Source organism: Methylosinus sp. RM1 (assembly GCF_011378635.1).
Taxonomy (GTDB): domain Bacteria; phylum Pseudomonadota; class Alphaproteobacteria; order Rhizobiales; family Beijerinckiaceae; genus Methylosinus; species Methylosinus sporium.
On the sequence record NZ_WOVC01000007.1, the window covers coordinates 141,487 to 167,204 of the forward strand.

At 65.5% G+C, this 25,718-nt stretch carries 30 protein-coding genes; 23 read left to right on the forward strand and 7 right to left on the reverse strand.

What is annotated here, in order from left to right; all coding sequences use genetic code 11:
* Window positions 1-52: 52 nt before the first annotated feature.
* From FMZ75_RS07085 to der, 6 genes are all read left to right on the forward strand, one after another.
* The gene (locus FMZ75_RS07085) at window positions 53-460 is read left to right on the forward strand and encodes a DUF350 domain-containing protein (protein WP_108916794.1); all 408 of its coding nucleotides are present in this window, start codon (window positions 53-55) and stop codon (window positions 458-460) included.
* 9 nt (window positions 461-469) lie between these two features.
* The gene (locus FMZ75_RS07090) at window positions 470-916 is read left to right on the forward strand and encodes a hypothetical protein (protein WP_166141822.1); all 447 of its coding nucleotides are present in this window, start codon (window positions 470-472) and stop codon (window positions 914-916) included.
* A complete protein-coding gene (locus tag FMZ75_RS07095) occupies window positions 913-2,067 on the forward strand; it encodes a glutathionylspermidine synthase family protein (protein WP_166141823.1) in 1,155 nt (384 codons plus the stop codon). The genes FMZ75_RS07090 and FMZ75_RS07095 overlap by 4 nt, the downstream gene beginning before the upstream one ends.
* A 59-nt stretch (window positions 2,068-2,126) precedes the next feature.
* Window positions 2,127-2,492, forward strand: coding sequence for a 2Fe-2S iron-sulfur cluster-binding protein (locus FMZ75_RS07100; RefSeq protein ID WP_108916791.1), 366 nt, complete (start codon window positions 2,127-2,129; stop codon window positions 2,490-2,492).
* Between the two features lie 262 nt (window positions 2,493-2,754).
* Entirely contained in the window at window positions 2,755-3,480 is a 726-nt protein-coding gene (locus tag FMZ75_RS07105; RefSeq protein ID WP_108916790.1) for a tetratricopeptide repeat protein, read from the forward strand.
* A 50-nt stretch (window positions 3,481-3,530) separates the two neighbouring features.
* On the forward strand, window positions 3,531-4,928 hold the full coding sequence (gene der, locus FMZ75_RS07110; protein WP_142862282.1) for a ribosome biogenesis GTPase Der: 1,398 nt from the start codon (window positions 3,531-3,533) through the stop codon (window positions 4,926-4,928).
* A 1-nt stretch (window position 4,929) separates the two neighbouring features.
* Here the strand turns inward: der and FMZ75_RS07115 are convergent, their stop codons facing one another.
* A complete protein-coding gene (locus FMZ75_RS07115) occupies window positions 4,930-5,217 on the reverse strand; it encodes a hypothetical protein (RefSeq protein ID WP_166141824.1) in 288 nt (95 codons plus the stop codon).
* A 73-nt stretch (window positions 5,218-5,290) separates the two neighbouring features.
* Window positions 5,291-5,770, reverse strand: a complete 480-nt coding sequence (locus FMZ75_RS07120; protein WP_166141825.1) for a J domain-containing protein — start codon at window positions 5,768-5,770, stop codon at window positions 5,291-5,293.
* A 255-nt stretch (window positions 5,771-6,025) separates the two neighbouring features.
* Here FMZ75_RS07120 and FMZ75_RS07125 point away from each other — a divergent pair, with 255 nt between their 5' ends.
* The 8 genes from FMZ75_RS07125 (at window position 6,026) to FMZ75_RS07160 (ending at window position 11,718) form a co-directional block, all read left to right on the forward strand.
* On the forward strand, window positions 6,026-6,445 hold the full coding sequence (locus FMZ75_RS07125; RefSeq protein ID WP_018264950.1) for a rubrerythrin family protein: 420 nt from the start codon (window positions 6,026-6,028) through the stop codon (window positions 6,443-6,445).
* 208 nt (window positions 6,446-6,653) lie between these two features.
* Window positions 6,654-7,994, forward strand: coding sequence for a heterodisulfide reductase-related iron-sulfur binding cluster (locus tag FMZ75_RS07130; RefSeq protein ID WP_166141870.1), 1,341 nt, complete (start codon window positions 6,654-6,656; stop codon window positions 7,992-7,994).
* A gap of 29 nt (window positions 7,995-8,023) precedes the next feature.
* Window positions 8,024-8,614, forward strand: a complete 591-nt coding sequence (locus FMZ75_RS07135; RefSeq protein ID WP_166141826.1) for a DUF3501 family protein — start codon at window positions 8,024-8,026, stop codon at window positions 8,612-8,614.
* Complete coding sequence (locus FMZ75_RS07140) at window positions 8,611-8,922, forward strand: helix-turn-helix domain-containing protein (protein ID WP_370464682.1); 312 nt, start codon at window positions 8,611-8,613, stop codon at window positions 8,920-8,922. The genes FMZ75_RS07135 and FMZ75_RS07140 overlap by 4 nt, the downstream gene beginning before the upstream one ends.
* A gap of 81 nt (window positions 8,923-9,003) precedes the next feature.
* Window positions 9,004-10,602 (forward strand): peptide chain release factor 3, encoded by a 1,599-nt coding sequence (locus FMZ75_RS07145; protein ID WP_166141827.1) that lies wholly within the window; start codon window positions 9,004-9,006, stop codon window positions 10,600-10,602.
* Between the two features lie 61 nt (window positions 10,603-10,663).
* Window positions 10,664-10,894 carry a DUF433 domain-containing protein gene (locus FMZ75_RS07150; protein WP_166141828.1) on the forward strand — a complete coding sequence of 77 codons (231 nt, stop codon included), beginning with the start codon at window positions 10,664-10,666 and terminating at the stop codon, window positions 10,892-10,894.
* Complete coding sequence (locus tag FMZ75_RS07155) at window positions 10,895-11,254, forward strand: DUF5615 family PIN-like protein (protein ID WP_166141829.1); 360 nt, start codon at window positions 10,895-10,897, stop codon at window positions 11,252-11,254.
* 80 nt (window positions 11,255-11,334) lie between these two features.
* Entirely contained in the window at window positions 11,335-11,718 is a 384-nt protein-coding gene (locus tag FMZ75_RS07160) for a hypothetical protein (RefSeq protein WP_166141830.1), read from the forward strand.
* 11 nt (window positions 11,719-11,729) lie between these two features.
* Here FMZ75_RS07160 and FMZ75_RS07165 read toward each other — a convergent pair whose 3' ends face one another.
* Together FMZ75_RS07165 and FMZ75_RS07170 are read right to left on the reverse strand one after the other, a co-directional pair.
* Complete coding sequence (locus tag FMZ75_RS07165; RefSeq protein WP_166141831.1) at window positions 11,730-12,110, reverse strand: hypothetical protein; 381 nt, start codon at window positions 12,108-12,110, stop codon at window positions 11,730-11,732.
* 112 nt (window positions 12,111-12,222) lie between these two features.
* Window positions 12,223-13,968, reverse strand: coding sequence for an alkaline phosphatase family protein (locus tag FMZ75_RS07170; RefSeq protein ID WP_166141832.1), 1,746 nt, complete (start codon window positions 13,966-13,968; stop codon window positions 12,223-12,225).
* A gap of 403 nt (window positions 13,969-14,371) precedes the next feature.
* Here FMZ75_RS07170 and glyA point away from each other — a divergent pair, with 403 nt between their 5' ends.
* Window positions 14,372-15,646 (forward strand): serine hydroxymethyltransferase, encoded by a 1,275-nt coding sequence (gene glyA / locus FMZ75_RS07175; RefSeq protein ID WP_166141833.1) that lies wholly within the window; start codon window positions 14,372-14,374, stop codon window positions 15,644-15,646.
* A 75-nt stretch (window positions 15,647-15,721) separates the two neighbouring features.
* Here the strand turns inward: glyA and FMZ75_RS07180 are convergent, their stop codons facing one another.
* Entirely contained in the window at window positions 15,722-16,147 is a 426-nt protein-coding gene (locus tag FMZ75_RS07180) for a helix-turn-helix domain-containing protein (RefSeq protein ID WP_166141834.1), read from the reverse strand.
* Window positions 16,148-16,321: 174 nt separating this feature from the next.
* Between FMZ75_RS07180 and nrdR the strand changes: the two genes are divergently transcribed.
* The 8 genes from nrdR (at window position 16,322) to FMZ75_RS07220 (ending at window position 23,502) form a co-directional block, all read left to right on the forward strand.
* Window positions 16,322-16,831, forward strand: coding sequence for a transcriptional regulator NrdR (gene nrdR, locus FMZ75_RS07185; RefSeq protein ID WP_108916778.1), 510 nt, complete (start codon window positions 16,322-16,324; stop codon window positions 16,829-16,831).
* Complete coding sequence (ribD, locus tag FMZ75_RS07190; RefSeq protein ID WP_108916777.1) at window positions 16,828-17,967, forward strand: bifunctional diaminohydroxyphosphoribosylaminopyrimidine deaminase/5-amino-6-(5-phosphoribosylamino)uracil reductase RibD; 1,140 nt, start codon at window positions 16,828-16,830, stop codon at window positions 17,965-17,967. The genes nrdR and ribD overlap by 4 nt, the downstream gene beginning before the upstream one ends.
* A gap of 1 nt (window position 17,968) precedes the next feature.
* Window positions 17,969-18,574, forward strand: a complete 606-nt coding sequence (locus FMZ75_RS07195; protein ID WP_108916776.1) for a riboflavin synthase — start codon at window positions 17,969-17,971, stop codon at window positions 18,572-18,574.
* A gap of 235 nt (window positions 18,575-18,809) precedes the next feature.
* The gene (gene ribH, locus FMZ75_RS07200; protein WP_108916775.1) at window positions 18,810-19,310 is read left to right on the forward strand and encodes a 6,7-dimethyl-8-ribityllumazine synthase; all 501 of its coding nucleotides are present in this window, start codon (window positions 18,810-18,812) and stop codon (window positions 19,308-19,310) included.
* Entirely contained in the window at window positions 19,307-19,765 is a 459-nt protein-coding gene (nusB, locus tag FMZ75_RS07205) for a transcription antitermination factor NusB (protein WP_108916774.1), read from the forward strand. Before ribH ends, nusB begins: the two co-directional genes overlap by 4 nt.
* A 9-nt stretch (window positions 19,766-19,774) precedes the next feature.
* Window positions 19,775-20,758, forward strand: coding sequence for a thiamine-phosphate kinase (gene thiL / locus FMZ75_RS07210; protein WP_166141835.1), 984 nt, complete (start codon window positions 19,775-19,777; stop codon window positions 20,756-20,758).
* A 202-nt stretch (window positions 20,759-20,960) separates the two neighbouring features.
* Window positions 20,961-23,144: a sodium-translocating pyrophosphatase gene (locus FMZ75_RS07215; RefSeq protein ID WP_166141836.1), complete on the forward strand. Its 2,184-nt coding sequence runs from the start codon at window positions 20,961-20,963 to the stop codon at window positions 23,142-23,144.
* Window positions 23,145-23,274: 130 nt separating this feature from the next.
* Complete coding sequence (locus tag FMZ75_RS07220; RefSeq protein WP_166141837.1) at window positions 23,275-23,502, forward strand: hypothetical protein; 228 nt, start codon at window positions 23,275-23,277, stop codon at window positions 23,500-23,502.
* Between the two features lie 31 nt (window positions 23,503-23,533).
* Here the strand turns inward: FMZ75_RS07220 and FMZ75_RS07225 are convergent, their stop codons facing one another.
* Together FMZ75_RS07225 and FMZ75_RS07230 are read right to left on the reverse strand one after the other, a co-directional pair.
* The gene (locus tag FMZ75_RS07225) at window positions 23,534-24,166 is read right to left on the reverse strand and encodes a hypothetical protein (protein ID WP_166141838.1); all 633 of its coding nucleotides are present in this window, start codon (window positions 24,164-24,166) and stop codon (window positions 23,534-23,536) included.
* Between the two features lie 7 nt (window positions 24,167-24,173).
* The gene (locus FMZ75_RS07230; RefSeq protein WP_166141839.1) at window positions 24,174-25,679 is read right to left on the reverse strand and encodes a YcjX family protein; all 1,506 of its coding nucleotides are present in this window, start codon (window positions 25,677-25,679) and stop codon (window positions 24,174-24,176) included.
* Window positions 25,680-25,718: the final 39 nt, after the last annotated feature.

The window sequence follows — 25,718 nt, forward strand, 5'->3', positions numbered from 1 at the left end:
TCGGTCATTCGCTTTGCTAACCTCGCGGCGAGACATTTCCGAGAGGATTACATTGCCAGCAGACCTCGCCTCCGGCCTCCTGTCCTTCGCCGCCTATTTTCTCGGGACGATCGCTTATTGCGCGGCTTTCTGCGTTGTCTACACGCGGCTCACGCCGCATTGCGAATTCGACCTCATCGTCAATGCGCACAACGCCTCCGCCGCCATCGCCTTCGGCGGCAGCCTCATCGGCTTCGCCATCGCGCTCGCCGGCGCCGTGCACAATACGCAATCGGGGCTCGAATTCATCATCTGGGGCTTCGTCGCCTTCGCCACGCAGATCGTCGCCTATCTTCTCGCGCGGCTCGCGCATCCGGGGCTCTCTCAGGCGATCGAGCAGAACGCCATCGCCGCGGCGGTCTGGCTCGGCGCCGTCTCCATTTCGGCGGGCGTGCTCAGCGCCGCCTGCATGAGCCCTTGAGAGGCCCCCATGGCCGAGCCGCCGCGCAAGGAATTCGGACGCCGCGGGCTGGCGCCGCCCATCGTCACTCATGCGCCCGAGGGGCTCCCCGGCGGCCCGAGCGGGCCTTTCGGGAGCCGCAAGCGCACGATCGCCATTGCGGCGATCGCCGTCGGCTCGTTGTCGATCGGGACCTATGCGGCGATCGAATATGCGCACACCGTCGCGCTGATCGCCGCCGGCTCGCTGTCGATTGGAACTTATGCGGCGATCGAATATGCGCATGGACGCGACTGCGCCGAGGATGCCGACTGGGAGCGGCAGGAGGAATGCCGCCAGTCGCATAGCCATGGCGGCTCCGGCGGCCTTTCCTCTTCGGGCGAGAGCTCGTCGGGACATGCGGGCGCGGCGTCTTCCGGCCATGCCGTTTCCTTCGGCGGCTTCGGCGCCGCCGGCCATGGCGGCGGCGGATCGTGAGACGCGAGCCATCGCCGCCGCGGCCGGACTTCGCCGAGGAGGCGAGAAAGATCGGCTTTCAATATGCGCAGGCGGATGGCGAGCCCTATTGGGACGAGAGCGCGCGCTATGTCTTTTCGATGCGCGAGATCGAGGAGGATATCGAAACCGCGACCGCCGATCTTTCCGCGCTCTGCGAGGATGTCGTCGCGCGCTTGGTGAGAGACGAGCAGGCGCTGGAGCGCTTGCGCGTTCCGCGTCACGCATGGAGCCTCATCGCCGAGAGCCATGCGCGCCGCGACGCCTCGCTCTATGGGCGTTTCGATTTCTCCTATGACGGAGAGGGGCCGCCGAAGCTGCTCGAATATAACGCCGACACGCCGACGAGCCTGTTCGAATCCGCGGTCGTGCAATGGTTCTGGCTCGAGCAGATGATCGCGCGCGGCCATTTGCCGAAAGGAGCGGATCAGTTCAATTCGCTGCATGACCGCCTGATCGCGCGCTGGCGCGAGATCGCGGGCGGCGCTCCCGTGCATTTCGCCTGCATGACGCAGAGCGTCGAGGATCGCGGCAATGTCGTCTATCTCGCCGATTGCGCGGCGCAGGCGGGCTCCTGGACGGCGCGCATCGACATGCGCGACATCGGCCTTTCCGGCGAGATTTTCGTCGATCGCTCGGGGCGGCGCGTCGAGCGATTGTTCAAGCTCTATCCTTGGGAATGGATGTTCGCCGACGCTTTCGGCAAATCGGCGGCGATGGGGGCGACGCGTTTCGTCGAGCCGCCGTGGAAGGCCATTCCCTCGAGCAAGGGATTTCTCGCTTATCTGTGGGAGGCGGCACCCGGCCATCCCAATCTTCTGCCCTGCTTTTTCGAGGACGACGCGCGCGCCGCATCATTGACGCGATATGCGCGCAAGCCGCTCTATTCGCGCGAGGGCGCCAATGTGGCGCTCTTCGACGGCGAGACGTGTCTCGCGCATACGGATGGGGCCTATGGCGCCGAAGGCTTCGTGCGGCAGCAATTATGTCTGTTGCCGAATTTCGGTGGCCGTTATCCCGTGCTCGGCTGCTGGCTCGTCGGCGGCGCGCCGGCGGGCATGGGCGTGCGCGAGGATGCTTCGCTGGTGACGACGGATCGCTCGCGCTTTTTGCCGCATGTGATCATCGATTGACGCTCGCCGAGTCGCGGCCTACGCTTCTTTGCGCATAATAAAAACAAGGGAGGACGGCCATGCCCGACGTCACCTTCTCCACCCCTCTTCTCCATAAAAATGTGACGGTCTATGCGGTCGCCGGCGACACGCACACGATACTCGCCGTCGCCGAGGCGAATAAGATTCCCATTCCACATGATTGCAAAGACGGCGAATGCGGCTCCTGCCTCATCGAGGTGACGCCGCTCGACGACAAGACCATGGGCGCGACGCTCACCGAGAAGGAGAAAGCGCAACTGAAATCCATGGGCAAGATCACGGCCGAGGAGATCGCGCGCGCGGTGGTCGACGATATTCCGCCCAAATATCGGCTCGCCTGCCAATATGTGGTGCGAGACCAAGATATTCTCGTGAAATTCACCGGAGAGCCCGGCGGCGCGTGACGCGCATCTCATGAGCGCGCCATCCGATCCGATCGGACCGGATGGCGCGCCTATTTCGTCCCTGGCCTCTCGCCCCTGTCCTCGTCGCTCTGGCGAAGGCGCGTCATATTGGTCGGAGCAGCCGGGGCGGGCCGCCGCACGGCCGCGGCCGAGCCCGCCGCCGAAACGGCCGTCGCGGGGGGAACTGGCCTTGTGCGCCTGCCCATGCTAACAGCGGCCTTCGCGCCGGAACGCCCCGGCGCCAATCTCGACAGGAGCGGTCATGTCCGACATTTTCCACGAGGTCGACGAAGACATCCGCCGGGACAAGGCGGCCAACCTCTGGAAGCGTTATCAGACGCCGGTGATTGTCGGCGCTTTTCTGGTCGTGGTGGCGACGGGCGCCTATAGTTTCTACGAGAGCAATCGCATAAAGGCCGCCGAGGGTGCCAATGTCCGCTTCAGCGCGGCGGCCGCGCTCGCGACGCAAGGCAAGGGCGCCGAGGCCGTCGCCGCCTTCGAGGCGCTCGCCAAGGATTCACCCAGGGGCTACGCCACTCTGGCGCGGCTGCGCGCGGCGCAGGAGCTGGCGCAGAGCGACAAGGCCAAGGCGGTCGCCGCCTTCGACGCCATCTCCGAGGACAAGGGCGTCGACAAGCTCACGCAGCAGGTGGCCAAGCTGCGCGCCGGCCTCATTCTGCTCGAGCAGGGCGAGCGGCAGAAAATGGCGGATCGCCTCGGCGAGCTCGTCACCGCCAATGGGCCGTTCCGCTTTACGGCGCAGGAGCTCTTGGGGCTCGACGCGCTGCAGGACAGCGATTTCAACGAGGCCGAGCGCGTCTTCAAGCTCATCCTCAATGATCAGGAGGCGCCTCACGCCATGCGCCAGCGCGCCGGGGCCTATAAGGCGCTGCTGGAGGCTGCGCGCGGCGCCGCCCCGCCGCCGGCCGCCGCGCCCGCGGCCGGACAAGACGCCGCGCCTGCGCCCGCCGCGCCGGCCGGGAAATAGGCGCGCATTCTCGAGGCGGCGTCGCCGCGACGTTGGACCAAAGGGCCACAATGTCCTTCACGCTCGCCATCATCGGCCGGCCGAATGTCGGCAAGTCGACCTTATTCAACCGGCTCGTCGGCAAGAAGCTCGCGCTCGTCGACGACCGGCCCGGCGTGACGCGTGATCGCCGAGAAGGCGAGGCGCGCCTCGCCGATCTGCGCTTCACCATCATCGACACGGCTGGCCTCGAGGAAGGCGCCTCCGCCACGCTGGAAGGGCGGATGCGCGCGCAGACGGAGGCGGCGATCGAGACCGCCGACGCCATTCTCTTCATGATCGACGCGCGCGTCGGGGTGACGCCGGACGACAAATATTTCGCCGATCTGGTGCGCCGCGCCGGCAAGCCGGTCATCCTCGCGGCCAATAAGTCGGAAGGGCGCAAGGGCGAGGCAGGCCTGGTCGAGGCCTATGAGCTCGGCCTCGGCGATCCGGTGCCGCTCTCCGCCGAGCATGGCGAGGGCCTCGGCGAGTTCTACGACGCGCTTCGCGAAGCGCTGCCGGAGGCGACCGCGGATTGGGAGGAGGATGAAGAGGCGGCGACCGACATCGCCGTCTCGGCCGATGAGGACGGCAGCGAGGTCGATCCGACCAAGCCGCTGCGCATCGCCGTCGTCGGGCGGCCAAATGCCGGCAAATCGACGCTGATCAATCGCCTGCTCGGCGAGGACCGGCTGCTCACCGGGCCGGAGGCGGGCATCACCCGCGACAGCATTTCCGTGCCCTTCCGCTGGCGCGACCGCGATATGAAGCTCTTCGACACCGCCGGCCTGCGCAAGCGCGCCAAGGTCGTCGACAAGCTGGAGAAGCTCGCCGGCGCCGACGCGCTGCGCGCCGTGCGCTTCTCTGAGGTCGTCGTGCTGCTGCTCGACTCCGCCATTCCGTTCGAGAAGCAGGATTTGACCATCGCCGATCTCGCCGCGCGCGAGGGCAGGGCGGTGGTGATCGCGCTCGGCAAATGGGATGCGGTCGACGATCCGGGGACGCGGCTCGCCAAGCTGCGCGAGGAGGCCGAGCGCCTGCTGCCGCAGATCAAGGGCGCGCCGGTGGTCGCCGTCTCGGGCGTGACCGGCTACGGGCTCGACAAGCTTATGCACGCCATTCTCGAGGCGCATGAGGTCTGGAACCGCCGCATCTCGACGGCGCGGCTCAATCGCTGGCTCGAGAGCGCCATAGACGAGACTCCGCCGCCGGCGGTCTCCGGCCGGCGCATCAAGATCCGCTATATGACGCAGGCCAAGGCGCGGCCGCCGCATTTCATCCTGTTCGGCAATCAGCTCGATGAATTGCCGGCGAGCTATCAGCGCTTTCTCGTGAATGGATTGCGCCGCGCCTTCGATCTGCCGGGCACGCCGATCCGCATCTCGACGCGCTCGGGCGAAAATCCATTCGACAAGGGGAAGAGATAGATCATTCTCGCGTCAGGTCGGATTTCTTCGGCGTGAGCGACAGCTTCGCCGGCATCTCTACGATCAATTCTGTCGCCTGATCTCTCATGAATTGCTCGGCTTTCGGGATCGGGGCCATGACGCCCAGCCGCATGTCGTAGGCGCTGGTCTCTATCCGATCGGCAGAGCCGGCGTTTTGGCCATCGAGCTCATCGGACGCCTGACAAGCGAAAAAAAGGGGCTTCAGCAAGCCGAATTCGTCCAGCAGAATGGCGGAAATGATGCGGGTGTGTCGTCGGAAGAACTGCATATTCGGCTCGCTGCGTCGAAGCCTTGTCAATTTCCGTAGTCTACAATGATTTTGCGATTTCGCGAAAGCGCTCTCAGCGCGCCCCTTCGAACTGCGCCAGCAGCGCGTCGCGCGCCTCGGCGATGCGGCGGTAGTCCTCCGCGCTGCCGCCGGCGTCGGGATGGGCGGTCTTGGCGAGGCGGCGGAAGGCGGATTTGATCTCGGCCGGCTCCAGCGCGCCTTCCAGAGGCAATTCCAGCGTCTCGCGGTGCTCCTGATTGTCGTCCTCGTCGAAATTGAACATCTTCTGGAAGGCGGCGCGCTGCTTGCGGCCTTCTATCCGCAATTCGACCTGATCCTCCTTCCAGCGTTGGCGCGACATCACGAAGCAGGCGCCGAAGGCGATGCGGCCCTGCGTCTCCAGCTCGTCCAGATTGAACGGCCCCACCACATCATAGGGCGGCGCGAGACAGGCGGTGCGGACGCCGTCGACGATCTCGACGCGGCCGATCGCCACCGCGTCGGAAACGCCGAGCGAGCCGTTCCAGACGACCCAGTCCAATTGCTCCGCCATTCCGCGCTCTCATGCGTCGGGCGCGCTCCGTCGCTTTTGTGCGAAAGTGCCCGCCGCGTTCGTACAATCTCGCGTTCTATGCAGTTTCGAAGCCAATCTTGCGCTGCAGCATGGATTTGGCGCCTCGTCCCCTGTCAAAGACGGTTTTGGCGCTTGGCAATCGGTAATTTCAAATTATTCTAAACAAGGGCGTTCCGACTGGCCATCGGGACAGTGGCGGCGCCCCGATCAGTGTTCATCCGAGGAGCTTTAGTCATGGCTACGCTCAAGGGCACCAAGACCGAACAAAATCTGAAGGATGCGTTTGCCGGCGAGTCTCAGGCGAACCGCCGTTATCTCTATTTCGCTCAAAAGGCCGATATCGAAGGCCATAATGACGTCGCGACCGTGTTTCGCTCCACCGCCGAGGGCGAGACGGGCCATGCGCATGGCCATCTCGAATTTCTCGAGGTGGTGGGCGACCCTGCGACCGGTCTGCCGATCGGCAAGACCGAGGACAATCTGAAGGCCGCCGTCGCCGGCGAGACGCATGAATATACGGATATGTATCCGGGATTCGCGCGATCGGCCCGCGAGGAGGGCTTCGAGGAGATCGCCGATTGGTTCGAGACGCTGGCCAAGGCCGAGCGCTCGCACGCCGGCCGTTTCCAGAAGGCGCTCGACGAGCTGAAGTAAGCGCGCGACCCGATTTCCGGCCGATCCTTCGCGCGGCCTTCGCCGCCTTCCTTCTCCCCGCCTGCGGGGAGAAGGTGCGGATGAGGGGCTCGGGGCGTTTTCCATCTGTGGCTCACGCCCCGAGCCCCTCACCCCGGCCCTCTCCACGCGCGGAGCGAGGAGCAAACGCATGAGCCGATCGGAATAATTCGACCAGGGCATGGAAGCGATGAGAGAAGGCGGGCTCGAGGCGCCCTTCCGGCGTCCATTGGATTGGGAAAATCCAGATTTCTACGACGAGGCGAAGCTCGACGCCGAAATGCGCCGCGTGCTGGATATTTGCCATGGCTGCCGGCGCTGCTTCAATCTCTGCGATTCCTTTCCACGCCTGTTCGATCTCGTCGACGAGTCGGCGAAAGGCGAGATCGAGACTGTCGCCAGCGCGGATTTCAAAAAGATCGTGGACGCCTGCACGCTCTGCGACATGTGCTTTCTGACCAAATGTCCCTATGTGCCGCCGCATGAGTTCGATCTCGACTTTCCGCATCTGATGCTGCGCTATCGCGCTGTCGAGGCGAAGAAGAATGGCGTCGGTTTCGCCGATCGCCAGCTCGCCGAGACCGACCGCAATGGCGCAGTGGCGACGAAGCTCGCGCCGCTCGCCAATTGGGCGACCGACTGCTCGCATCATGCCGCGCGCAATGCGCTGGAGAAGGTCGCCGGCCTGCATCACGAGGCTGTGCTGCCGAAATATTCGAAGCAGAGCTTGGAGGCGCTCGCGAAGGAGACGCCGGTCGAGGTGAACAGAGAGGCGCCGGGCTTCGGCCGCAAGGCGGTGATCTACGCCACCTGCTTCGGCGAATATAATGATCCCGGCGTCGGACTCGCGGCGCGCGCCGTGCTCGCCAAAAATGGCGTCGAGACGGAGATTCTGCATCCGCATTGCTGCGGCATGCCGCTGCTGGAGCAGGGGCTCATCGGCGAGGTCGCGGCCTCGGCGAAGCAAGTGGCGACCGCTTTCGAGCCCTGGATCGACAAGGGCTATGACATTATCGCGCTGGTTCCCTCCTGCGCGCTGATGCTGAAATTCGAATGGCCGCTGATCGTCACCGATGATCCAAAAGTGAAGCGCCTCGCCGCCTCCACCTATGATCTCAGCGAATATGTCGTCGGAATCGCTCGCAAGGAGGGGCTGGCCCAAGGGCTGTCGCCGATCGAGGGCGGCGTCGCTTTTCATGTCTCCTGCCATTCGCGCGCGCAAAATATTGGGCGGAAGGGCGCCGAGCTATTGAATCTCATCCCGCAGGCGGATGTCGCGGTCATCGAACGCTGTTCCGGCCATGGCGGCGCCTGGGGCTATAAGACGGCGAATTTCGAGACGGCGCTGAAGGTCGGCAAGCCCGTGGCGCGGCAGGCGCAATCCTCTGGCAAAGCCTATATCGTCTCTGAATGTCCGCTCTCCGGCCCGCATATCGTGCAGGGCATGGAGCGGCTGGACGCGGAGGCGAAAAAGCCCGAGCTTCTCGCCCATCCGATCGAGATTGTCGCGCTTGCCTATGGGGTGAAGTGACGCGGGCGTCCCCAGAACTGGAGCGATCAATGGCGCAAAAGCACCACATCACCGTCGCCGATCTTCTTCCGCCGGACGAATACGCCAAGATTCGCATCGAGAGCCGCCGCCGCATCGCCGCGCGCAAGCGCAATCGCCGCGTCGAGGTCGGGCCTTTCGTGACCTTTTATTTCGAGGATTTCGAGACGATCTGGCTGCAGATCCAGGAGATGATCCACATAGAGAAGGGGACGCTCGAGCAGGCGCCGAGCGAGATCGCCGCCTATGAGCCGCTGATCCCCAAAGGCCGCGAATTGGTGGCCACTTTCATGATCGAGATCGACGATCCGCTGCGCAGAAAGCGCGTGCTGGATACGCTGGGCGCGATAGAGGAGACCGCCTTCATCGAATTGGACGGCGAGCGCATCGTCGGCGTCGCCGAGGCCGATCAGGACCGCACCCGGGCCGACGGCAAGGCCTCGGCCGTGCAATTCGTGCATTTTCCCTTCACCGACGCGCAGGTCGCGGCCTTCCGGGAGCCCGGCGCACGCGCGCTGATCGGCTTCACGCACCAGAATTACGGCCATATCGCCGTCATGCCGGAGGCGGTGCGGGCGGAACTCGCGGGGGATTTTGCGTGAGCGCTTCCGGCTCCCCGAAATCCGCCAAGCGCGCGAAGGCGATCGACATCGGCGCGGAGTTGCTCGCATCGGTGCTGGAAATGAAGTCTGGCGCTATGGCGCGGGTCCACAATCCAGAAATCCCACAATTCGCGAGCGCGAGGCTCGCGTCCGGCCTGTCGCAGGCGGCGTTCGCCGCTCTGCTGGGCGTGTCCGTGCGGACCTTGCAGGATTGGGAGCAGGGCCGGCGTAAGCCTTCCGCGGCTGCGGTGACGCTCTATAAGATCGCCGAGCGGCGGCCGGAGGTCTTGCGCGAGCTGGCGGCGTGAGCCGCCACGGAAAGCTGGCCTTATCCGCCGATTGCCCTTAAAGGGCGTGGCGAACCCGCCACTTTCCAGCGAGCCTCAGCCTTGACCAGTCCACAGCCGAGCGACCCCGTCTCGCGGCGGCGCACCTTCGCCATCATCTCCCACCCGGACGCGGGCAAGACCACGCTCACCGAGAAGCTTCTGCTGTTCGGCGGCGCGATTCAGCTCGCCGGCGCGGTGAAGGCCAAGCGCAACGCCCAGCAGACGCGCTCCGACTGGATGAGCATAGAGCGCGAGCGCGGCATTTCCGTCGTCACCTCGGTGATGACCTTCGAATATGGCGATTGCGTCTTCAACCTGCTCGACACGCCGGGCCATGAGGACTTTTCGGAAGACACCTATCGCACGCTCTCCGCCGTGGACGCGGCGGTAATGGTGATCGACGCCGCCAAGGGCATCGAAGCGCGCACGCGAAAACTCTTCGAAGTGTGCCGGCTGCGCGATATCCCGATCGTCACCTTCATCAACAAGCTGGACCGTGATGGCCGCGATCCCTTTTCGCTCCTCGACGAGATCGAGAAGACGCTCGCGCTCGACACAGCGCCCGTCACCTGGCCGATCGGCTCGGGCCGCAGCTTCGCCGGCACCTACTGCTTCGCGACGAAATCGGTGCGCAAGATCGACGCCGATACGGAGCCGATGACCGTCTCCGGCCTCGACGACCCGGCGCTGCTCGCGCTGCTGCCGGCGCATGAGGCGGACGCTTGGCTCGAGGAGGCCATGCTCGCGGAGGAGGGCTGCAAGAAATTCGAGCTCGCGGGCTTTCGCGAGGGGCATTTGACGCCGGTCTTCTTCGGCAGCGCGCTGCGCAATTTCGGCGTGCGCGATCTCATCGACGCAATGGCCGAATATGCGCCCTCGCCGCGCGGGCAGGACGCCGACAAGCGCCATGTCGAGGCCAAGGAGCCGAAGATGGCCGGCTTCGTCTTCAAGATTCAGGCGAATATGGACCCGAACCATCGTGACCGCATCGCCTTCATGCGCGTCTGCTCGGGCAAGCTCTCGCGCGGCATGAAGGCGAAGATCGTGCGCACCGGCAAGACCATCTCGCTCAATGCGCCGCAATTCTTCTTCGCGCGCGACCGCTCCATCGCCGATGAAGCCTATGCGGGCGATGTGGTGGGCATTCCCAATCACGGCATTTTGCGCATCGGCGACACGCTTACCGAGGGCGAGGAGATTTCCTTCCGCGGCGTGCCGAGCTTCGCGCCGGAAATTCTGCGCCGCATCGTCATCTCCGACGCGATGAAGGCCAAGAAGCTGCGCGAGGCGCTACGCCAGCTCGCCGAGGAGGGAGTGGTGCAGCTCTTCCTGCCCAATGACGGCTCCGGCGCGCTGGTCGGCGTCGTCGGCGCGCTGCAGCTGGACGTGCTGGCGACGCGGCTCGAGGCCGAATATGGGCTGGAGACGAAATACGAGACCTCGCGCTTCGGCATATGCCGCTGGGTCACCTCTCAGGACCCGGTCGCGCTGAAGAGCTTCATCGAATCGCACGGCTCCTCCATGGCGGAGGATATAGACGGCGCGCCCGTGTTCATGTCGTCGAGCGAGTTCCAGCTGCGCTATGACGCGGAGCGGCATTCGTCCATCGTGTTCTCGGATGTGAAGGACTATCAGAAGAGTGGGGCGGGGAAGGGGTGACGAGCGTTGTGGCGATTTGCCCGGGAAGGTCTATAATTTCTCTATAGCGAGGAGCGCCGCCATGGCCGATGAAGCGCGCATTGTTCTCGATCCCGCCGTGCTCGCAGGAAAGCCCGTCGTGCGCGGCACGCGGCTTTCTGTCGAATTCATCATCGGGCTGATGGCCGACGGCTGGAGCGAAGCCGATATTCGACGCAACTATCCCGTTCTCGAGCGGGAGGATATCGTGGCCTGCCTCGGATATGCGCGTGATGCGCTGCGGTCGGAAAAAATTTTCCCCAGCGCCGCGTAGATGCGATTTCTCGCCGACGAGAATTTTCCGGGCGACGCAGTGTCGGCCTTGCGAGCCGCGGGTCACGATGTTTCCTCGGTGAGCGAGAGATCGCCGGGCGCGCGGGACGTGGACGTGCTCGTCATGGCGGAGACGGAGCTGCGTATTCTTCTGACCTTCGACAAGGACTTCGGCGAACTCGCCTGGAACGCGGGGCTTCCGGCGTCCTGCGGGATAATGCTCTTTCGAATGCCGACGCCGCCCGCCGCCTCGATCGGGGAGGCGCTGCTCGCTCGCATCGAAGAACGCAGCGACTGGGCGGGCCATTTCTCGGTCATCGAGACCGGCCGCGTGCGAATGCGCTCGTTGCGCCCGGCCTGACGACGCGCCGCGGCGAAGCGAGACAATTCTTTCGCCTTCGCCTATGCTGCCCGATCACAAGAGCAAAGGAGCACCGACCCATGTCCGAGGCGTCGTCCGGCCTCAATCTCGATCCGATCGGCGAGGATTTCATTCTCAGCCGGAAAGGCGACGATGGCGTGACGGCTAGAATCGTCCTCACCGCCGCCGATATTCTCGAATTGACCCGCTCCGCCTTGGCGCTGCGCGAGAAGGGCCTGGCCGAGCGGCAGCCGGCCAGCGGCGAGGTCGAGGCCGTGCTGGCGACGCCGGTGGAGTCGATCGCGCTGCATCGCGAGATGCTCGGCGACAATCTGCTGCTCACCCTCGTCTCGCCGGACGGCAATCGCCTCGCCTTCGCGCTTCCCTCGGCGGTCGCCGCCGATCTCGTCGAGCGCTTCTCGGGCGTTCTCGCGACGCAGGCCGCCGCGCCGGCCCGGCAGTGAGCCGCTCGCGTTCAGGGCGAGACGCGATATTCGTCGGTGAGGTCGCCGCGGATCAGCGTGACGATCTTCTCCGTTCCCGAGCGGACCCAGCGCGCATGGCAGATTTTCGGCCCGCACAGCACTTCGGGGAAGCGATAGAGCGGCTTGCCGGAGGGGAGCTTGAGGCCGAAACCGGCGTCCGGTCTCCAGCCTTGGGCGGCGAGCTGGTCGCGAAACTCCCGATAGATCGGCAATTGCGAGAAATCGGCGTCCTGCGCGACCGCCGCTCCCGACAGGAGAACGAAGAGCGAGCCGGCGCAGGCGAGCGTCGCGCGCCGACCGGAGCTGGAGGAATTCATCTTGGCGAGCCCCCTCTGCGGCGCGGGCGAACGGGCCGGCGCCGCCGGCTTCATCGCATGATCGCGCCGCTGTGAAAAGTTCGGCGCGAGTTTCGGAACCGAATGCGAGGCCCGCAACGAAAACTGCCCCGCTCGCGCGGGGCCGTTTCTTTGTCGGTCGCGGCGCTCAGCGCTCGGCGGCGTCCAACGCCCGCGTTAGGCTGCGAACTTCGGCGTCGCGCGAGCCGAGCGGGGCGAGATGGTAGCGCTCCTCGATCAGTTTCAGGATCGAGGTCGTGTCGTAATTCGCATGATCCACCCCGGAGCGATCGAAGCGCTTGGAGATCAGCAGCGCCGGAATGCGCGTGCCGGGACCCCAGCGATCATGCGCGCCGCCGCCGGCGTGGTGGTCGTGGCCGTGATGATGCTCTCTTTCGGCCACATGCTCGCTCTGATAGGGCGGCGGCGGCACATGGTCCCAGGAGCCGCCGAACTCGTCATAGGTGACGATGATGAGCGTCTCGCGCCCGTCCGGGCCGTTGACGATGGAGGCGATCAGATCGACGAGATGCGAGCTGCCGTCCGCCTCGCTGGCGTAGCCGGGATGCTCGTTCTCCGCGCCGATCGGCTTCACGAAGCTGACGGGCTTGAGCCGGCCGGTCTTGGCGAGCTGGACGAACTCCGCCTCGTCGCGCAGATGATCGTGGCGCGCCGTCGTACCGGGCGCATAGGCCTTGAAATAGTTGAAGGGCTGATGGTGGAACTGGAACAGCTTGTCCGGGCAGTTCGGAAAGGTTGCCGTCGCCAGCGCGTTCGGATCGGCGCAGCCGATCCCGTTTCCATTGGTCCAGCCGGGCGCGCCGATGTCGCCATTGGCGTTGGACCAGCCGCCCGAATACCAGGCCCAGTCGATCCCGCGCGCGGAGAGACGATCGCCGATCGTCGCATTTTCCAGCGGCGGCAGGCGCTTCGCATCCGCCGTTCCGGGCGCGTAGGGCTGATAATAAGGCTGGATCGTATTGATCGCGAAATCGCCACAGGCGACATTCTCCGGCGTCGCCGGACGTCCCGAGGGAGGATTGCAGGAGGCGGTCAGCTGCGCGTCCTTGGCGGAAGAGCCGAGCAGATTCGTATAGAGCGCGGTGCTCGCCGCCATGCCATTGGCGTCGACCACGGAATGGAGGTCGTTTCCGCTCGCGTCATTGAGCGCATTGGCGAACACCGGCGTCGCCGCGGCGACGAGCCATTGGTGATTGAGGAAGGAGCCGCCGAAGGCCGATTGGAAGAAATGATCGGCGATGACGTAATGCGGCGCGCCATGCTCGTGGAGCGCGGCATAGATCGGCAGCTTGGTCGTGTCGTAATAGCCCATGGAGAGGCCGGCGGCGTCGCTGCCCGTCACATAGCGATTCTGCTTGCCGCCATTGATCTGGAACTGTTCGCTGTAATAGCGATGCACGAGATCGCGCGTGCAGCCGCCCGTGAGGGCGCCGGCGGCATTCTTCAGCAAGCCGTTCACGGCCGAGACGCCCGGCGCCGGACAGGTCTTGTCGGTCGCGGCGATATAGTCGTCGATCTGGAAGGGCTTGTTCTGGAAGGCGCTGACGAAGGAGGTCGCTCCGGTCGCGTCCGTGCAGCTCGTCGCCAGCGGCGACGGCGAGGCGAGATTCACATCGTTCTGCAGCAGGCAGGAATAGGCGGTGGTCCCGTCGGCGCGGACCTGCTCGGTGTGCGCGGCGTCGGCGAAGGGCAGTCCCTGCACCGGCTCGCCATTCACCGCGCCCCACAGGCCGAACAGATTGTCGAAGCTGTGGTTTTCCTGGTAGATGACGACGATATGATTGAATTCGCGCAGAGATTCTGAGCTGGCGGGAGTCGCGGCGGCCGCGCAGGCGAGGGCCGCGAGGCCGCCTATCGAATGCTTCAGGAACATTTTGTAGCCCCCTAATATTGGCGGGGCGGACGCTAGCGAAGCAACATATCCGGTCGATGACAGTCGCGGCGACGCTTCGATCGCCTGCGACACGCCGGAAACGGGAGCGAATTGGCCGGCGCCGCGACAAACTCCGTCCCCGCGTCGGTTGCGCCTCTTTTCGTCCCTGCGAGAGCGTGATAAGCGAACCCTCACACCGATGCGCGAGCGCGCATTCTGCGGGCGGATTTCGATCGGCCGAGAGAATCTTGCGCTGAAAACGGGAGCTCGAGGCCGTTTCGGGATCGCCGTTTCCGGCGTCCCCGAGCGAAACCTCGCTTCCCGCGAACGGCTCCGCCCGAAGGCGCGGGCGAGCCGGGAGCCGCCGTCACTTGCCGCGCCTTGTCTCGATAGAGGATGCTAAATGAGCCAATCCGCTTTCTTCACTGCCTCGCTCGCCGATTCGGATCCTGATCTCGCCAAGGCCATCGGCCTCGAGCTCGGCCGGCAGCGCGACGAGATCGAGCTCATCGCCTCCGAGAACATCGTGTCCAAGGCGGTTCTGGAAGCGCAGGGCTCCGTCCTCACCAACAAATATGCCGAAGGCTATCCGGGCAAGCGCTATTACGGCGGCTGCCAGTTCGTCGACATCGCCGAGAATCTGGCGATCGAGCGCGCCAAGCAGCTGTTCGGCTGCGGATTCGCCAATGTGCAGCCCAATTCCGGCAGCCAGGCCAATCAGTCGGTCTTCCTCGCCCTGGCGACGCCGGGCGACACCTTCATGGGCCTCGATCTCGCCGCGGGCGGCCATCTGACCCATGGCTCGCCGGTCAATCTCTCCGGCAAATGGTTCAAGCCGGTTCCCTATACGGTGCGCAAGGACGATCAGCGCATCGATATGGAGCAGGTCGCCGCGCTCGCCGTCGAGCACAAGCCGAAGATCATCATCGCGGGCGGCTCCGGCTATTCGCGCATTTGGGACTTCGAGGCCTTCCGCAAGATCGCGGATAGCGTCGGCGCCTATTTCATGGTCGATATGGCGCATTTTGCCGGTCTGGTGGCTGCGGGCCTGCATCCGTCGCCCTTCCCGCACGCCCATGTCGTCACCACCACCACGCATAAGACGCTGCGCGGCCCGCGCGGCGGCATGGTGCTGACCAATGACGAAGAGATCGCCAAGAAGATCAATTCGGCGGTCTTCCCGGGCCTGCAGGGCGGCCCGCTGATGCATGTCATCGCCGGCAAGGCGGCCGCCTTCGGCGAGGCGCTGAAGCCCGAGTTCAAGGCCTATCAGCAGCAGGTCAAGGACAACGCCCAGACGCTGGCGCAGACGCTGGTCGACGCCGGCCTCGCCATCGTCTCCGGCGGCACCGACAATCATCTGATGCTGGTCGATCTGCGTCCGAAGAAGCTGACCGGCAAGGCCGCGGAAGCCGCGCTCGGCCGCTCGCACATCACCTGCAACAAGAACGGCATCCCCTTCGATCCGGAGAAGCCCTTCGTCACCTCCGGCATCCGTCTCGGCTCGCCGGCCGCCACCTCGCGCGGCTTCGGCACGGCTGAGTTCAAGCTCGTCGGCGGCTATATCGTCGAGGTGCTGGACGGTCTCGCCGCCAAGGGCGAGGCGGACAACGCCGCGACCGAAGCCGCGGTGAAGGAGAAGGTCCACGCGCTGACGGCGAAGTTCCCGATCTATTGATCGGGGCTTTCCGCCCGTCATAGCGAACGAATCCGAGCGACCCAGAGCCGTTCCCGGCTCTGGGTCGCTTCGCTTTTAGTGGAGCGCTCCCGGTTGCGCTTCGAGCGGACCGATCACCGCCATGAGCCAATCCTCCGGCACATCGTAAATCTTCGCGAGCGCGCGCACGGTGTTGACCGCCGTGCGGTGACGGCCGTTCTCTATGTCGCTGAGCGTGCCCTGCGCCATGCCGAGCTTCGCCGCCACATCCTGTTGCGTCAGCCCGCGCCATTTGCGGATCGCGGTCGCGAGGCGTTCGCCGCGCTGCATGAAAGCGGATACTTCCGCCGGTAGAACGCTATTCGGATCATTCGCCATTGCCGCCTTGCAGGCGTCGTATATGGCCGCGTCGGCGGCGTCCTCCTCCGCATCGGCGGCCGCCGCGACGAGCGCCTCGTAATCCGCGCGTGGAAGGATCGCCAGTTCTTCGCCGTTCGGCGTGGTGATAAACTGCGCCTTCATCGCTAGTTCCTCTTATAGGTCTTCCGGCGTCGACCGATATATCGGTTGTATCAACCGATAATATCGGGGCAGAAGGGAGCCGCGGCAACGGCGCTCCCCAAAAATCGATCCCCGACGCTTGCGACAGTCCCGAGGAACGGGCTAAGCAGACGGCTCATCGTCAAAAGAGGGCCAATGCGCTGTCCCTATTGCGGCTCGCCCGACACGCAGGTGAAAGACTCCCGTCCGGCCGAGGATTCCTCCTCGATCCGGCGTCGGCGCGTCTGTCCCGGCTGCGGCGGCCGTTTCACCACTTTCGAGCGCGTGCAGCTGCGCGAGCTGATCGTGGTGAAGAAATCGGGCCGCCGCGTACCTTTCGATCGCGACAAGCTGATGCGCTCGCTGGAAATCGCGCTGCGCAAGCGGCCCATCGATCCCGAGCGCGTCGAGCGCATGGTCAATGGCGTCGTGCGCCAGCTCGAGAGCTCCGGCGACACGGAGATCGAGAGCACGCAGATCGGCGAATTGGTGATTCAGGGCCTCAAAACGCTCGACGATGTGGCCTATGTGCGTTTCGCCTCCGTCTATCGCGATTTTCGCGAGGTCGGCGATTTCCACGCGCTGATCGACGAATTATCGCATAGCGAGGGGGAGCAGCGCGCGGATACGGTGATGGACCCCGAAACCGCGCCGGGCGGGAGATGACCGCGACGAAGCCGCAATCCGAGTCTCAGACCGTCGTAGACGACGCCTTCATGGCGGCGGCGCTGGCGATCGGCCGGCGCAATCTCGGCCGCACCGGGCCTAATCCCGCCGTTGGCGCGATCATCGTCAAGGACGGCGTCGTCATCGCCCGCGGCTATACGGCGCTCGGCGGGCGCCCGCACGCCGAGGCGGTCGCCGTGGCCGCCGCCGGCGAGGCCGCGCGCGGCGCGACGCTCTACGCCACTCTGGAGCCATGCTCCCATCACGGTGCGACGCCGCCTTGCGTGGACACGATCATCGCCGCTGGAATCGCCCGCGTCGTCTCCGCGCTCGAGGACCCGGACGATCGCGTCGCCGGCCGCGGCCACGCCCGGCTGCGCGAGGCCGGCGTGGAAGTGACGACCGGCGTACGCGCTGCGCAGGCCCGGGCCGACCATCTCGGCCATATATTGCGGGTGACGCAGGGCCGGCCCATGGTCACTCTCAAGCTCGCTCAGACGGCGGATGGCTACGCCGCCGGGGCCGAGCACGACCCGCGCCTCTTCATCACCGGCGCACTCGCCGATAGCGTCACCCATATCGAGCGCTCGCTGCACAGCGCGATCATGATCGGCTATGGCACCGCCTCGGTCGATGATCCGCTGCTCACCGTGCGCCTTCCCGGCCTCGAGGCCTTCAAGCCGCTGCGCGTGGTGCTGGACGCGCGGCTGCGCCTGTCGCGCAGCTCCCGCCTCGCCGCCACGGCGCGCGAGACGCCGACCCTGGTCATCGTCGGGGAGGGCGTCGCCGAGGCCGAGGCGCAGGATTTCGCCGCCGCCACCGGAATGGAGGTCGCGCGCGCCGGCGTGGACGCCGCCGGACGTCTCGCTCTGAGCGAGGCGCTGGGCGAGCTGGCGCGGCGCGGAATCACGCGCGTCTTCAGCGAGGGCGGTCCGCGCGTCGCCGAGAGCCTGCTCGTCGCCTCGCTCGCCGATGATGTCGTCCTTCATACCGGGCTGAGGCCGCTGGGCCGTCAGGGCCGGCTCGCTCTCACCGCGACGGCGCGCGCCATTCTCGAGGATGAGAGCCGCTATCGCCTCGCCGATACGTCCATGCTCGGCGTCGATCGCATGACCCGCTACGAGAGGATCGGCTGAAATGTTCACGGGCCTCGTCACCGACGTCGGCGAAATTCTCTCCGTGGAGACGCGCGGCGAATTGCGCCGCATCGCCATCGCCTGCGCCTATCCGCTGGAGAGCATCGCCCTCGGCGCCTCCATCGCCTGCTCCGGCCCTTGCCTGACGGCGGTCGGACTGCGCCACGAGGGCGCCCGCACTGTCTTCGAGGTGGACGCCGCCGCCGAGACTTTGGCGCGCACCACGGCCGGCGAATGGGCCGTCGGCCGCCGCATAAATCTCGAGCGCTCGCTGAAGATCGGCGATGAATTGGGCGGCCATATCGTCACCGGCCATGTCGACGGGGTGGCGACGATTGTCTCCCGCGATGATTTCGACGGCATGTCGCGCTTCTCTATCGAGGCGCCGCATGAATATGCCCGCTTCATCGCCGAGAAGGGCTCTGTGGCGCTGGACGGAACTTCGCTCACCGTGAATGCGGTGGAGGGCGACCGATTCTCCGTTCTCATCATCCCGCACACGCTCGCGGTGACGACCTGGGGCGGCTATAGGGCAGGGGACCGCCTCAACCTCGAGGTCGATCTGATGGCGAGATACGCCGCCCGGCTGACGGAAGCGGGGAAGTAGGGCGCCGTCAGACGAGCGCCTCTCACGAGCTGTAGGCTTTGCCCGAAAAAATGTGTATCCATCGCCGCTTCGTTTCTAGAGAGCGTCGCGCGTCGCCACCCTAGCCCTCCCCGCTTCGCGGGAGAGGGAGCAGGTTGCGCGCTTCATAGAGAGTTCGCGGGACGCTCGCCGCATCCCTCTCCCGCAGCGGGCGAGGGTGATGGAGGGGTGCGCCCCTCCGCCCATGGAGTCGTGAATGGCAGGGTCCTACCGCGCCGATGACGATGATCTCGCGCCTGTCGAAGGCGCGCGCATTCTCGTCGTCGAATCGCATTTCAACGAAGATATCGTCGAGCTTCTGCACGAGGGCGCGGTCCATGCGCTGGAAGAGCTCGGCTGCGACGTCACCACCATCACCGTCCCCGGCGCGCTCGAGCTTGCGGCCGGCGCTGCCATCGCGCTGGACGCGGCGGAGGCCGCCGGCGCGCCATATGAGGGCGTGGTGGCGCTCGGCTGCGTCATTCGCGGCGACACGTATCATTTCGAGATCGTCGCCAATGAGAGCGCGCGCGCTCTCACCGATCTCTCCGTCTCGCGGCGCCTGCCGCTCGGCAATGGCGTCCTGACCGTGGACAATGAGGAGCAGGCCGTGCTGCGCGCCGATCCCAAGCAGGGCGGGGCCGACAAGGGCGGCGACGCGGCGTTGGCGGCGCTCGCCCTGGTGCGCTTGAAGCGCAAGCTCGGGGGCCGCTCGTGAGCGTCGAGGAGAGATCGGCGGCGCGGCTCGCCATCGTGCAGGCGCTCTATCAGATGGAGGTCGCCGGCAAGGGGCTGAACGAGATCTATGCCGAATTCGAGGTCCATTGGATCGGCCGCGAGATCGAGGGCGTCCAATATAAGCCGGCCGAGCTGCAGTTCTTCCGCGACATTGTGAAGGGCGTGCTCGACAATCAGGCGACGATTGATCGCGCGCTCGACCAGGCGCTGCAGGGCGGCTGGCCGCTGCAGCGCATCGAGTCGGTGATGCGCGCCATATTGCGCGCCGGCGGCTTCGAGCTGGGGTTTCGCCGCGACATACCTGTCAAAGTGGTCATCAAGGAATATGTGGACGTCGCCGGCGCATTTTTCGGCGCGACCGAGTCCGGCATGATCAACGCCGTGCTGGATCGCCTGGCGCGACAGGCGCGGCCGGAGCATTTCGCCGAGAAGTGAGGTGAGGCGATGAGCGAGCGCCGCTTCAGCGAGGACGAGCTCATCGCCGAAATCTTCGCGCCCTTGGCCGGGGATGGCGCCTTCGGCTTACGTGATGACGCTGCTCTGTTGCTGCTGGGAGGAGCGCGGGAGATCGTCGTCACCACCGATGCGCTGGTTTCCGGCGTGCATTTCTTCCCCGAAGATCCGCCCGGCCTCGTCGCCAAGAAAGCTTTGCGCGCAAACCTCTCCGATCTCGCGGCCAAGGCGGCGGAGCCTCTCGGCTTTCTGCTCACTCTGTCGCTGCCGCCCGATTGGACCAATGACTGGGCGCGCAGCTTCGCCGCCGGCCTCGCCGAGGATGCGCGCGAATTCGCGTGTCCGTTGCTCGGCGGCGACACCACGGCGACGCCCGGCCCTCTGACCATCTCCATCGCCGCCTTCGGCCGCGCGACGCGTTTCGTCTCGCGTTCGGGCGCACGGCCGGGGGATCGCATTTTCGTCTCCGGGACCATAGGCGACGCCGCGCTCGGCCTCGGCGTCGCCCGCGGCGAGGCTTTTGCCGAGAGGCTCGGTGAGGGGACGCGGGCGCATCTGCTCGATCGCTATCGTTTGCCGCAGCCGCGTCTGCCCTTGATCGCGACGCTGCGCGAGCACGCGAGCGCCGCCATGGACGTTTCCGACGGCCTCGCCGGCGATCTCGCCAAGCTGCTGCGGGCGAGCGGCGTGAGCGGGCTTGTGGAACTCGGCAGGGTTCCGCTCTCGGCGGCCGCGCGCGAGGCGATCGCGCTCGAGCCGGAGCTGCTCTCTCGCGCGGTCACGGGCGGGGACGATTACGAAATCCTCTGCTGCGCCTCCGTCGACGCCGCCCCTGCGCTGGCGCTCGCGGCGGGGAAAGCGGGGGTCGCTCTCGCCGAGATCGGCGTCGTCACAGCCGGCGCCGAGCCGCCACAGTTCTTAGATTCTTCTGGAAGTATTATAAATTTCAGTCGTCTATCCTTCAGCCACTTCTAGGCTCCGGGGCGGCGCGCGACCTTTGCCGCCATTGCCGAAAACCGGCGTTTCTGGCATGACTGACGCGCTATTCCCCGGCGCCGCAGCCGAACGATTCGCCTGCGGTCGGAATGTCGTTGTCGCCGGGACGAAATTGCCGCAGGCGCAGGCCACGAAAACAAATCAGCGCGCGCGGCCGAGGAACGGAGAGGGCGCAATCGTCATGGTATTGTTTCTCAGCATCGTCTTCGGACTATTGTCTGTCGCTTATGGCGTCAAGACTTGGCAAGAACTCGAGAAGGCGGACGCCGGCTCTGCGCGCATGCAGGAAATATCCGGCGCCGTCGCGGAGGGCGCGCAGGCCTATCTGAAACGCCAATATACGACGATCGCCTATGTCGGCGGCGTCATCTTCGTGCTGCTCGTCATTCTGCTCGGCTGGGCGGTGGCTTTCGGCTTCCTCATCGGCGCGGTGCTCTCGGGCGCGGCCGGCTTCATCGGCATGAATGTCTCCGTGCGCGCGAATGTTCGCACCGCGCAGGCGGCGACGGTCTCGCTCGCCGGCGGCCTCGACATCGCCTTCAAGGCAGGCGCGATCACCGGCCTTCTGGTCGCCGGCCTCGCTCTGCTCGGCGTCGCGATCTATTACTTCATCCTCACCGTCTTCGCGGGCTATGCGCCTTCCGACCGTGTCGTCGTCGACGCGCTGGTGGCGCTCGGCTTCGGCGGCTCGCTGATCTCCATCTTCGCGCGCCTCGGCGGCGGCATCTTCACCAAGGGCGCCGATGTCGGCGCCGATCTCGTCGGCAAGGTCGAGGTCGGCATTCCCGAGGATGATCCGCGCAATCCCGCCACCATCGCCGACAATGTCGGCGACAATGTCGGCGATTGCGCCGGCATGGCGGCCGATCTCTTCGAGACCTATGTCGTGACCATCGTCGCGACCATGGTTCTCGCTTCCATCTTCTTCGCCGGGCAGGCGGGCCTCGCCTCTGCGATCGTCTATCCGCTGGCGATCGGCGGCCTGTCCATCGTCACCTCCATCGCCGGCACCTATTTCGTGAAGCTCGGCGCCGATGAGTCCGAGATCGGCAAGATCGCCGGCCCGCTGTTCGACAAGATCGGCGTGCCGGACACGATCATGGGCGCGCTCTATAAGGGCCTCATCGCCGCCGGCGTGCTGTCGATCGGCGGCCTTTTCCTCGCCACCACTTTCACGGTCGGCTGGGGCGAGATCGGCAAGGCCAATGGCGAGGCGATCCACGGCTATGGCCTGTTCTTCGCCGGCCTCATCGGCCTCGCGGTGACGGGCCTCATCGTCTACATCACCGAATATTACACCGGCACAGGCAAGCGCCCGGTGGTGTCGATCGCCCAAGCCTCGGTGACGGGCCATGGCACCAATGTGATCCAGGGTCTCGCCGTCTCGCTGGAAGCGACGGCGGCGCCGGCGATCGTCATCGCGCTCGGCATCATCTTCGCCTATCAGGCGGGCGGCCTCTATGGCGTCGCCATTGCGGTGACGACCATGCTCGGCCTCGCCGGCATCATCGTCGCGCTCGACGCTTTCGGCCCGGTGACGGACAACGCCGGCGGCATCGCCGAAATGGCCGGCCTGCCCAAGGAAGTGCGCCACAATACCGACGCGCTGGACGCGGTCGGCAACACCACCAAGGCCGTCACCAAGGGCTACGCCATCGGCTCGGCGGGGCTCGGCGCGCTGGTGCTGTTCGCCGCCTATTCCAATGATCTGCGGCACTTCACCGAGAGCGGCGTTCCCTACTTCAAGGATATCGGCAAGGTCGATTTCGATCTCGCCAATCCTTATGTCGTCGCCGGCCTCATCCTCGGCGGCCTCATCCCCTATCTCTTCGGCGGCATCGCCATGACGGCGGTCGGCCGCGCGGCCGGCTCCGTGGTGGAAGAGGTGCGCCGTCAGTTCAAGGAGAAGCCCGGCATTATGGACGGCACGGAGCGCCCGGATTACGGCCGCGCCGTCGATATGCTGACGCAGGCGGCGATCAAGGAGATGATCATCCCCTCGCTGCTGCCGGTGCTGGCGCCGATCGTCGTCTATTTCGGCGTGACCATCATCTCCGGCTCCAAGGCCAATGGCTTTGCGGCGCTGGGCGCGGCGCTGCTCGGCGTCATCGTCAACGGCCTCTTCGTCGCCGTGTCGATGACCTCCGGCGGCGGCGCCTGGGACAACGCCAAGAAGAGCTTCGAAGACGGCTTCGTCGATAAGGACGGCGTCACCCATTACAAGGGCGGCGACGCGCACAAAGCCTCGGTGACCGGCGACACGGTCGGCGACCCCTATAAGGACACCGCCGGCCCGGCCGTGAATCCGGCGATCAAGATCACCAACATCGTAGCGCTGCTGCTGCTGGCGATTTTGGCGCGGTGAGCGCGGGCGAATAGCGAATTGCGAAGAGAGGCGGGGGAGACCCCGCCTTTTTTCATGGTGTCCGTAATTTCTTTATCTGTTCTGGCGCTTCTCGACGCCCGCCGATATTTCCTTTTGGAAGGAGAGCGCGATGGTTTTCGTCCGGGAAAAATTCGTCATGCGGATCGATCAAGACGTGCTGGCGGGAATTCGTAAGATCGCGAGGGACGAAAAGCGGCCGCTCCAGTCGATCGTCGAAGACGCGCTCCGCGCTTACGTCGTAGATCACGCCGAGACGCGACGGCGGCCGCATGTGATGTCCGCATACCAGGCAAGCCTCGAGCGTTTCGGGCCGCTCTATGAGAAACTCGCCAAGTGACGGACTCGTGGAGGCGTCCGGCGCCTCACGATCAACCGCCGCTCCTCGTGATCCGTATCGACGCCAACAACTGTTCGACGGAATCGGCGATGGAGCGATCCATTGTCCGCGGCGACGTCTCCAACCATAAATTGATCAGTCCGCAGCCGTCATTCGCCGAGACCGCGACAATGTCGTGGCTCGCGCGCCCGTCTTTCTGAAACGTCTCATAATCGCGTCGGCAACCGACAAAGCTTCCGACGCGCGCCACCTGCTCCTCGCCGCTCGGCTTCGCGCTTTCATACGGAGCGAAAAGCGACATTTGGGATCGTCCCTCGATGACGCTCTTCGACACCGCGTCGCCGAGCTGGCGAGGCGGCTCGTCCAATACGCTGAGCCAGACAAGTCCCCGAACGAAACGTCCCGACGTGCAGCCAGGACATTCGATGACGGCCGTGGCGTGGTAGCCGAAAGGCCCTAGGGTCCAGTCGGAATTACTGAGCGAAACTGTGTAGGTGATCTCGTTTCCCTCACCATTTCGAACGGTGACGAACGGATAGCCTCCAGAACGAAACTTGCATTCGAACTCTTCGGCTCGGACCTCTCGGACAAAAATCGAGACGATAAAAATCATGATGAAAGCGCGAAGCATCATCGTGCTCCAGTTTTTCTGTAAATGAGACACGGCTACCTCATCCCAACCTATCCCCGAACAAAAACTCCATCGCCCGATCCAGCCGGATATGCGGTAGCGGGAGAGGCTCCTTGTCGCGGCCGAGGGAGGCGATCGGCGGGCGGAATTTCAGGAAGCGGAAATCGGCGTCCTCCTCGGCCAGCGCCAGAGCGTCGCCGCGGAAGACATGGCGCGGATCGGCCGGCAATTCGCCCGGGAAGATCGCGCCTTCCGCCACGCCGTCGAACACGTCGTCGCCGATGCGCTCTCCCTCGATCGGCGTGCCGACGATGGCCGCGAGCGATTCCCCGTCATGCTTGACGATGGCCTCGCGCGTCGCGCGGACGGCGGCGAGCGCGATCACGTCTATGGTCGCGCCGACGCCCTCGGCCCGCTCGATCGCGCGCGAGGTGAGATGCCGCAACACGGCCTCCAGCCGATCATGGCTCGTGTGGTGGAGATGGTCCGCCTTGGTGGCCGCGAAGAGGATGCGGTCGATCTTCGGGCGGAAGATCGTCGCCAGAAGATTGGAGCGGCCGGTGCGAAAGGCGGTCAGCACATCGGCGAGCGCGGTCTCGAGATCGCGCACGGCGGCGGGGCCGGAGTTCAGCGCGGCGAGCGCGTCCACCAGCACGATCTGCCGATCGAGCCGCGCAAAGTGATCGCGGAAGAAGGGTCGCACCACATGGGTCTTATAGGCCTCGTAGCGGCGCTCCATCATCGCCGCGAGGCTCCTGGACGGGGGAGCCGAGCCTTCCTCCACCGGCAGCGGCGCGAAGGTCAGCGCCGGCGAGCCCTCGAGCTCGCCCGGCATCAGAAAGCGTCCTGGCGGCAAAGTGGAGAGGGCGAAGCGCTCGGTCTTGGCGGAACGCAGATAATTGGTGAATAGCGCCGCGAGCTTGCGCGCATCGTCTTCCGAGGCGCGGCCGAGCGGGTCGATCCCCGCCGTGGCGCCGCGCCAATCGGCGGCGATGGTCGCGCGCGCCGCCGCCGACGCGGCCTCCAAGGTCTCGCGCGACCATTGCGCATAGGATTTTTCTAGGAGCGGCAGGTCGAGCAGCCATTCGCCGGGATAGTCGACGATGTCTATGTCGAGCCGCGCCGGACCGGGACGGAAGCTCGACAGCAGACCGGCGGATTTGCGGTCATATTCCAGCGTCACGCGCAGCTCGGAGATGCGTCGCGTCGATTGCGGCCAATGGCGATCGGCGCCGGTCAGCGCGGACAGATGCTCCTCATAGGAGAAGCGCGGCACGGCGTCGTCCGGCTGTGGATCGAGATGGGCGCTGCGCAGGCGATTTTCGGCGGCGACGCGGAACACGGGCAGCTGATTCTTGCGGCCATGCGCGGCGTCGCGCGCGGCGACGGCGCGCGTCAGATGATGCACCAGCGAGGTGATGAACACCGTCTTGCCGGAGCGCGACAGGCCGGTGACGCCGAGCCGCAAGCGCCCGCCCGCCAGAAAATCCTTTAGGCTGGCGGCGGCGACGGTGGTGTCGAAGAGAAGATCGGAAATCTGCGACAAGGTGGCGGCTCGGGCGTGCGGGGTCGCTCTTCGTGTAAC

What these genes read in the sequence shown, in the direction of transcription:
- FMZ75_RS07150 (WP_166141828.1), top strand. Translation starts at nt 10,664, where the DNA reads ATGGCCGATGAAGCGCGCATTGTTCTCGATCCCGCCGTGCTCGCAGGA.
- FMZ75_RS07090 (WP_166141822.1), top strand. Translation starts at nt 470, where the DNA reads ATGGCCGAGCCGCCGCGCAAGGAATTCGGACGCCGCGGGCTGGCGCCG.
- nrdR (WP_108916778.1), top strand. Translation starts at nt 16,322, where the DNA reads ATGCGCTGTCCCTATTGCGGCTCGCCCGACACGCAGGTGAAAGACTCC.
- FMZ75_RS07155 (WP_166141829.1), top strand. Translation starts at nt 10,895, where the DNA reads ATGCGATTTCTCGCCGACGAGAATTTTCCGGGCGACGCAGTGTCGGCC.
- FMZ75_RS07160 (WP_166141830.1), top strand. Translation starts at nt 11,335, where the DNA reads ATGTCCGAGGCGTCGTCCGGCCTCAATCTCGATCCGATCGGCGAGGAT.
- der (WP_142862282.1), top strand. Translation starts at nt 3,531, where the DNA reads ATGTCCTTCACGCTCGCCATCATCGGCCGGCCGAATGTCGGCAAGTCG.
- FMZ75_RS07170 (WP_166141832.1), bottom strand. Translation starts at nt 13,968, where the DNA reads ATGTTCCTGAAGCATTCGATAGGCGGCCTCGCGGCCCTCGCCTGCGCG.
- FMZ75_RS07220 (WP_166141837.1), top strand. Translation starts at nt 23,275, where the DNA reads ATGGTTTTCGTCCGGGAAAAATTCGTCATGCGGATCGATCAAGACGTG.
- FMZ75_RS07195 (WP_108916776.1), top strand. Translation starts at nt 17,969, where the DNA reads ATGTTCACGGGCCTCGTCACCGACGTCGGCGAAATTCTCTCCGTGGAG.
- FMZ75_RS07135 (WP_166141826.1), top strand. Translation starts at nt 8,024, where the DNA reads ATGGCGCAAAAGCACCACATCACCGTCGCCGATCTTCTTCCGCCGGAC.
- FMZ75_RS07180 (WP_166141834.1), bottom strand. Translation starts at nt 16,147, where the DNA reads ATGAAGGCGCAGTTTATCACCACGCCGAACGGCGAAGAACTGGCGATC.
- FMZ75_RS07130 (WP_166141870.1), top strand. Translation starts at nt 6,654, where the DNA reads ATGAGAGAAGGCGGGCTCGAGGCGCCCTTCCGGCGTCCATTGGATTGG.
- thiL (WP_166141835.1), top strand. Translation starts at nt 19,775, where the DNA reads ATGAGCGAGCGCCGCTTCAGCGAGGACGAGCTCATCGCCGAAATCTTC.
- FMZ75_RS07125 (WP_018264950.1), top strand. Translation starts at nt 6,026, where the DNA reads ATGGCTACGCTCAAGGGCACCAAGACCGAACAAAATCTGAAGGATGCG.
- FMZ75_RS07165 (WP_166141831.1), bottom strand. Translation starts at nt 12,110, where the DNA reads ATGAAGCCGGCGGCGCCGGCCCGTTCGCCCGCGCCGCAGAGGGGGCTC.
- glyA (WP_166141833.1), top strand. Translation starts at nt 14,372, where the DNA reads ATGAGCCAATCCGCTTTCTTCACTGCCTCGCTCGCCGATTCGGATCCT.
- FMZ75_RS07105 (WP_108916790.1), top strand. Translation starts at nt 2,755, where the DNA reads ATGTCCGACATTTTCCACGAGGTCGACGAAGACATCCGCCGGGACAAG.
- ribH (WP_108916775.1), top strand. Translation starts at nt 18,810, where the DNA reads ATGGCAGGGTCCTACCGCGCCGATGACGATGATCTCGCGCCTGTCGAA.
- FMZ75_RS07115 (WP_166141824.1), bottom strand. Translation starts at nt 5,217, where the DNA reads ATGCAGTTCTTCCGACGACACACCCGCATCATTTCCGCCATTCTGCTG.
- FMZ75_RS07120 (WP_166141825.1), bottom strand. Translation starts at nt 5,770, where the DNA reads ATGGCGGAGCAATTGGACTGGGTCGTCTGGAACGGCTCGCTCGGCGTT.
- ribD (WP_108916777.1), top strand. Translation starts at nt 16,828, where the DNA reads ATGACCGCGACGAAGCCGCAATCCGAGTCTCAGACCGTCGTAGACGAC.
- FMZ75_RS07100 (WP_108916791.1), top strand. Translation starts at nt 2,127, where the DNA reads ATGCCCGACGTCACCTTCTCCACCCCTCTTCTCCATAAAAATGTGACG.
- FMZ75_RS07215 (WP_166141836.1), top strand. Translation starts at nt 20,961, where the DNA reads ATGGTATTGTTTCTCAGCATCGTCTTCGGACTATTGTCTGTCGCTTAT.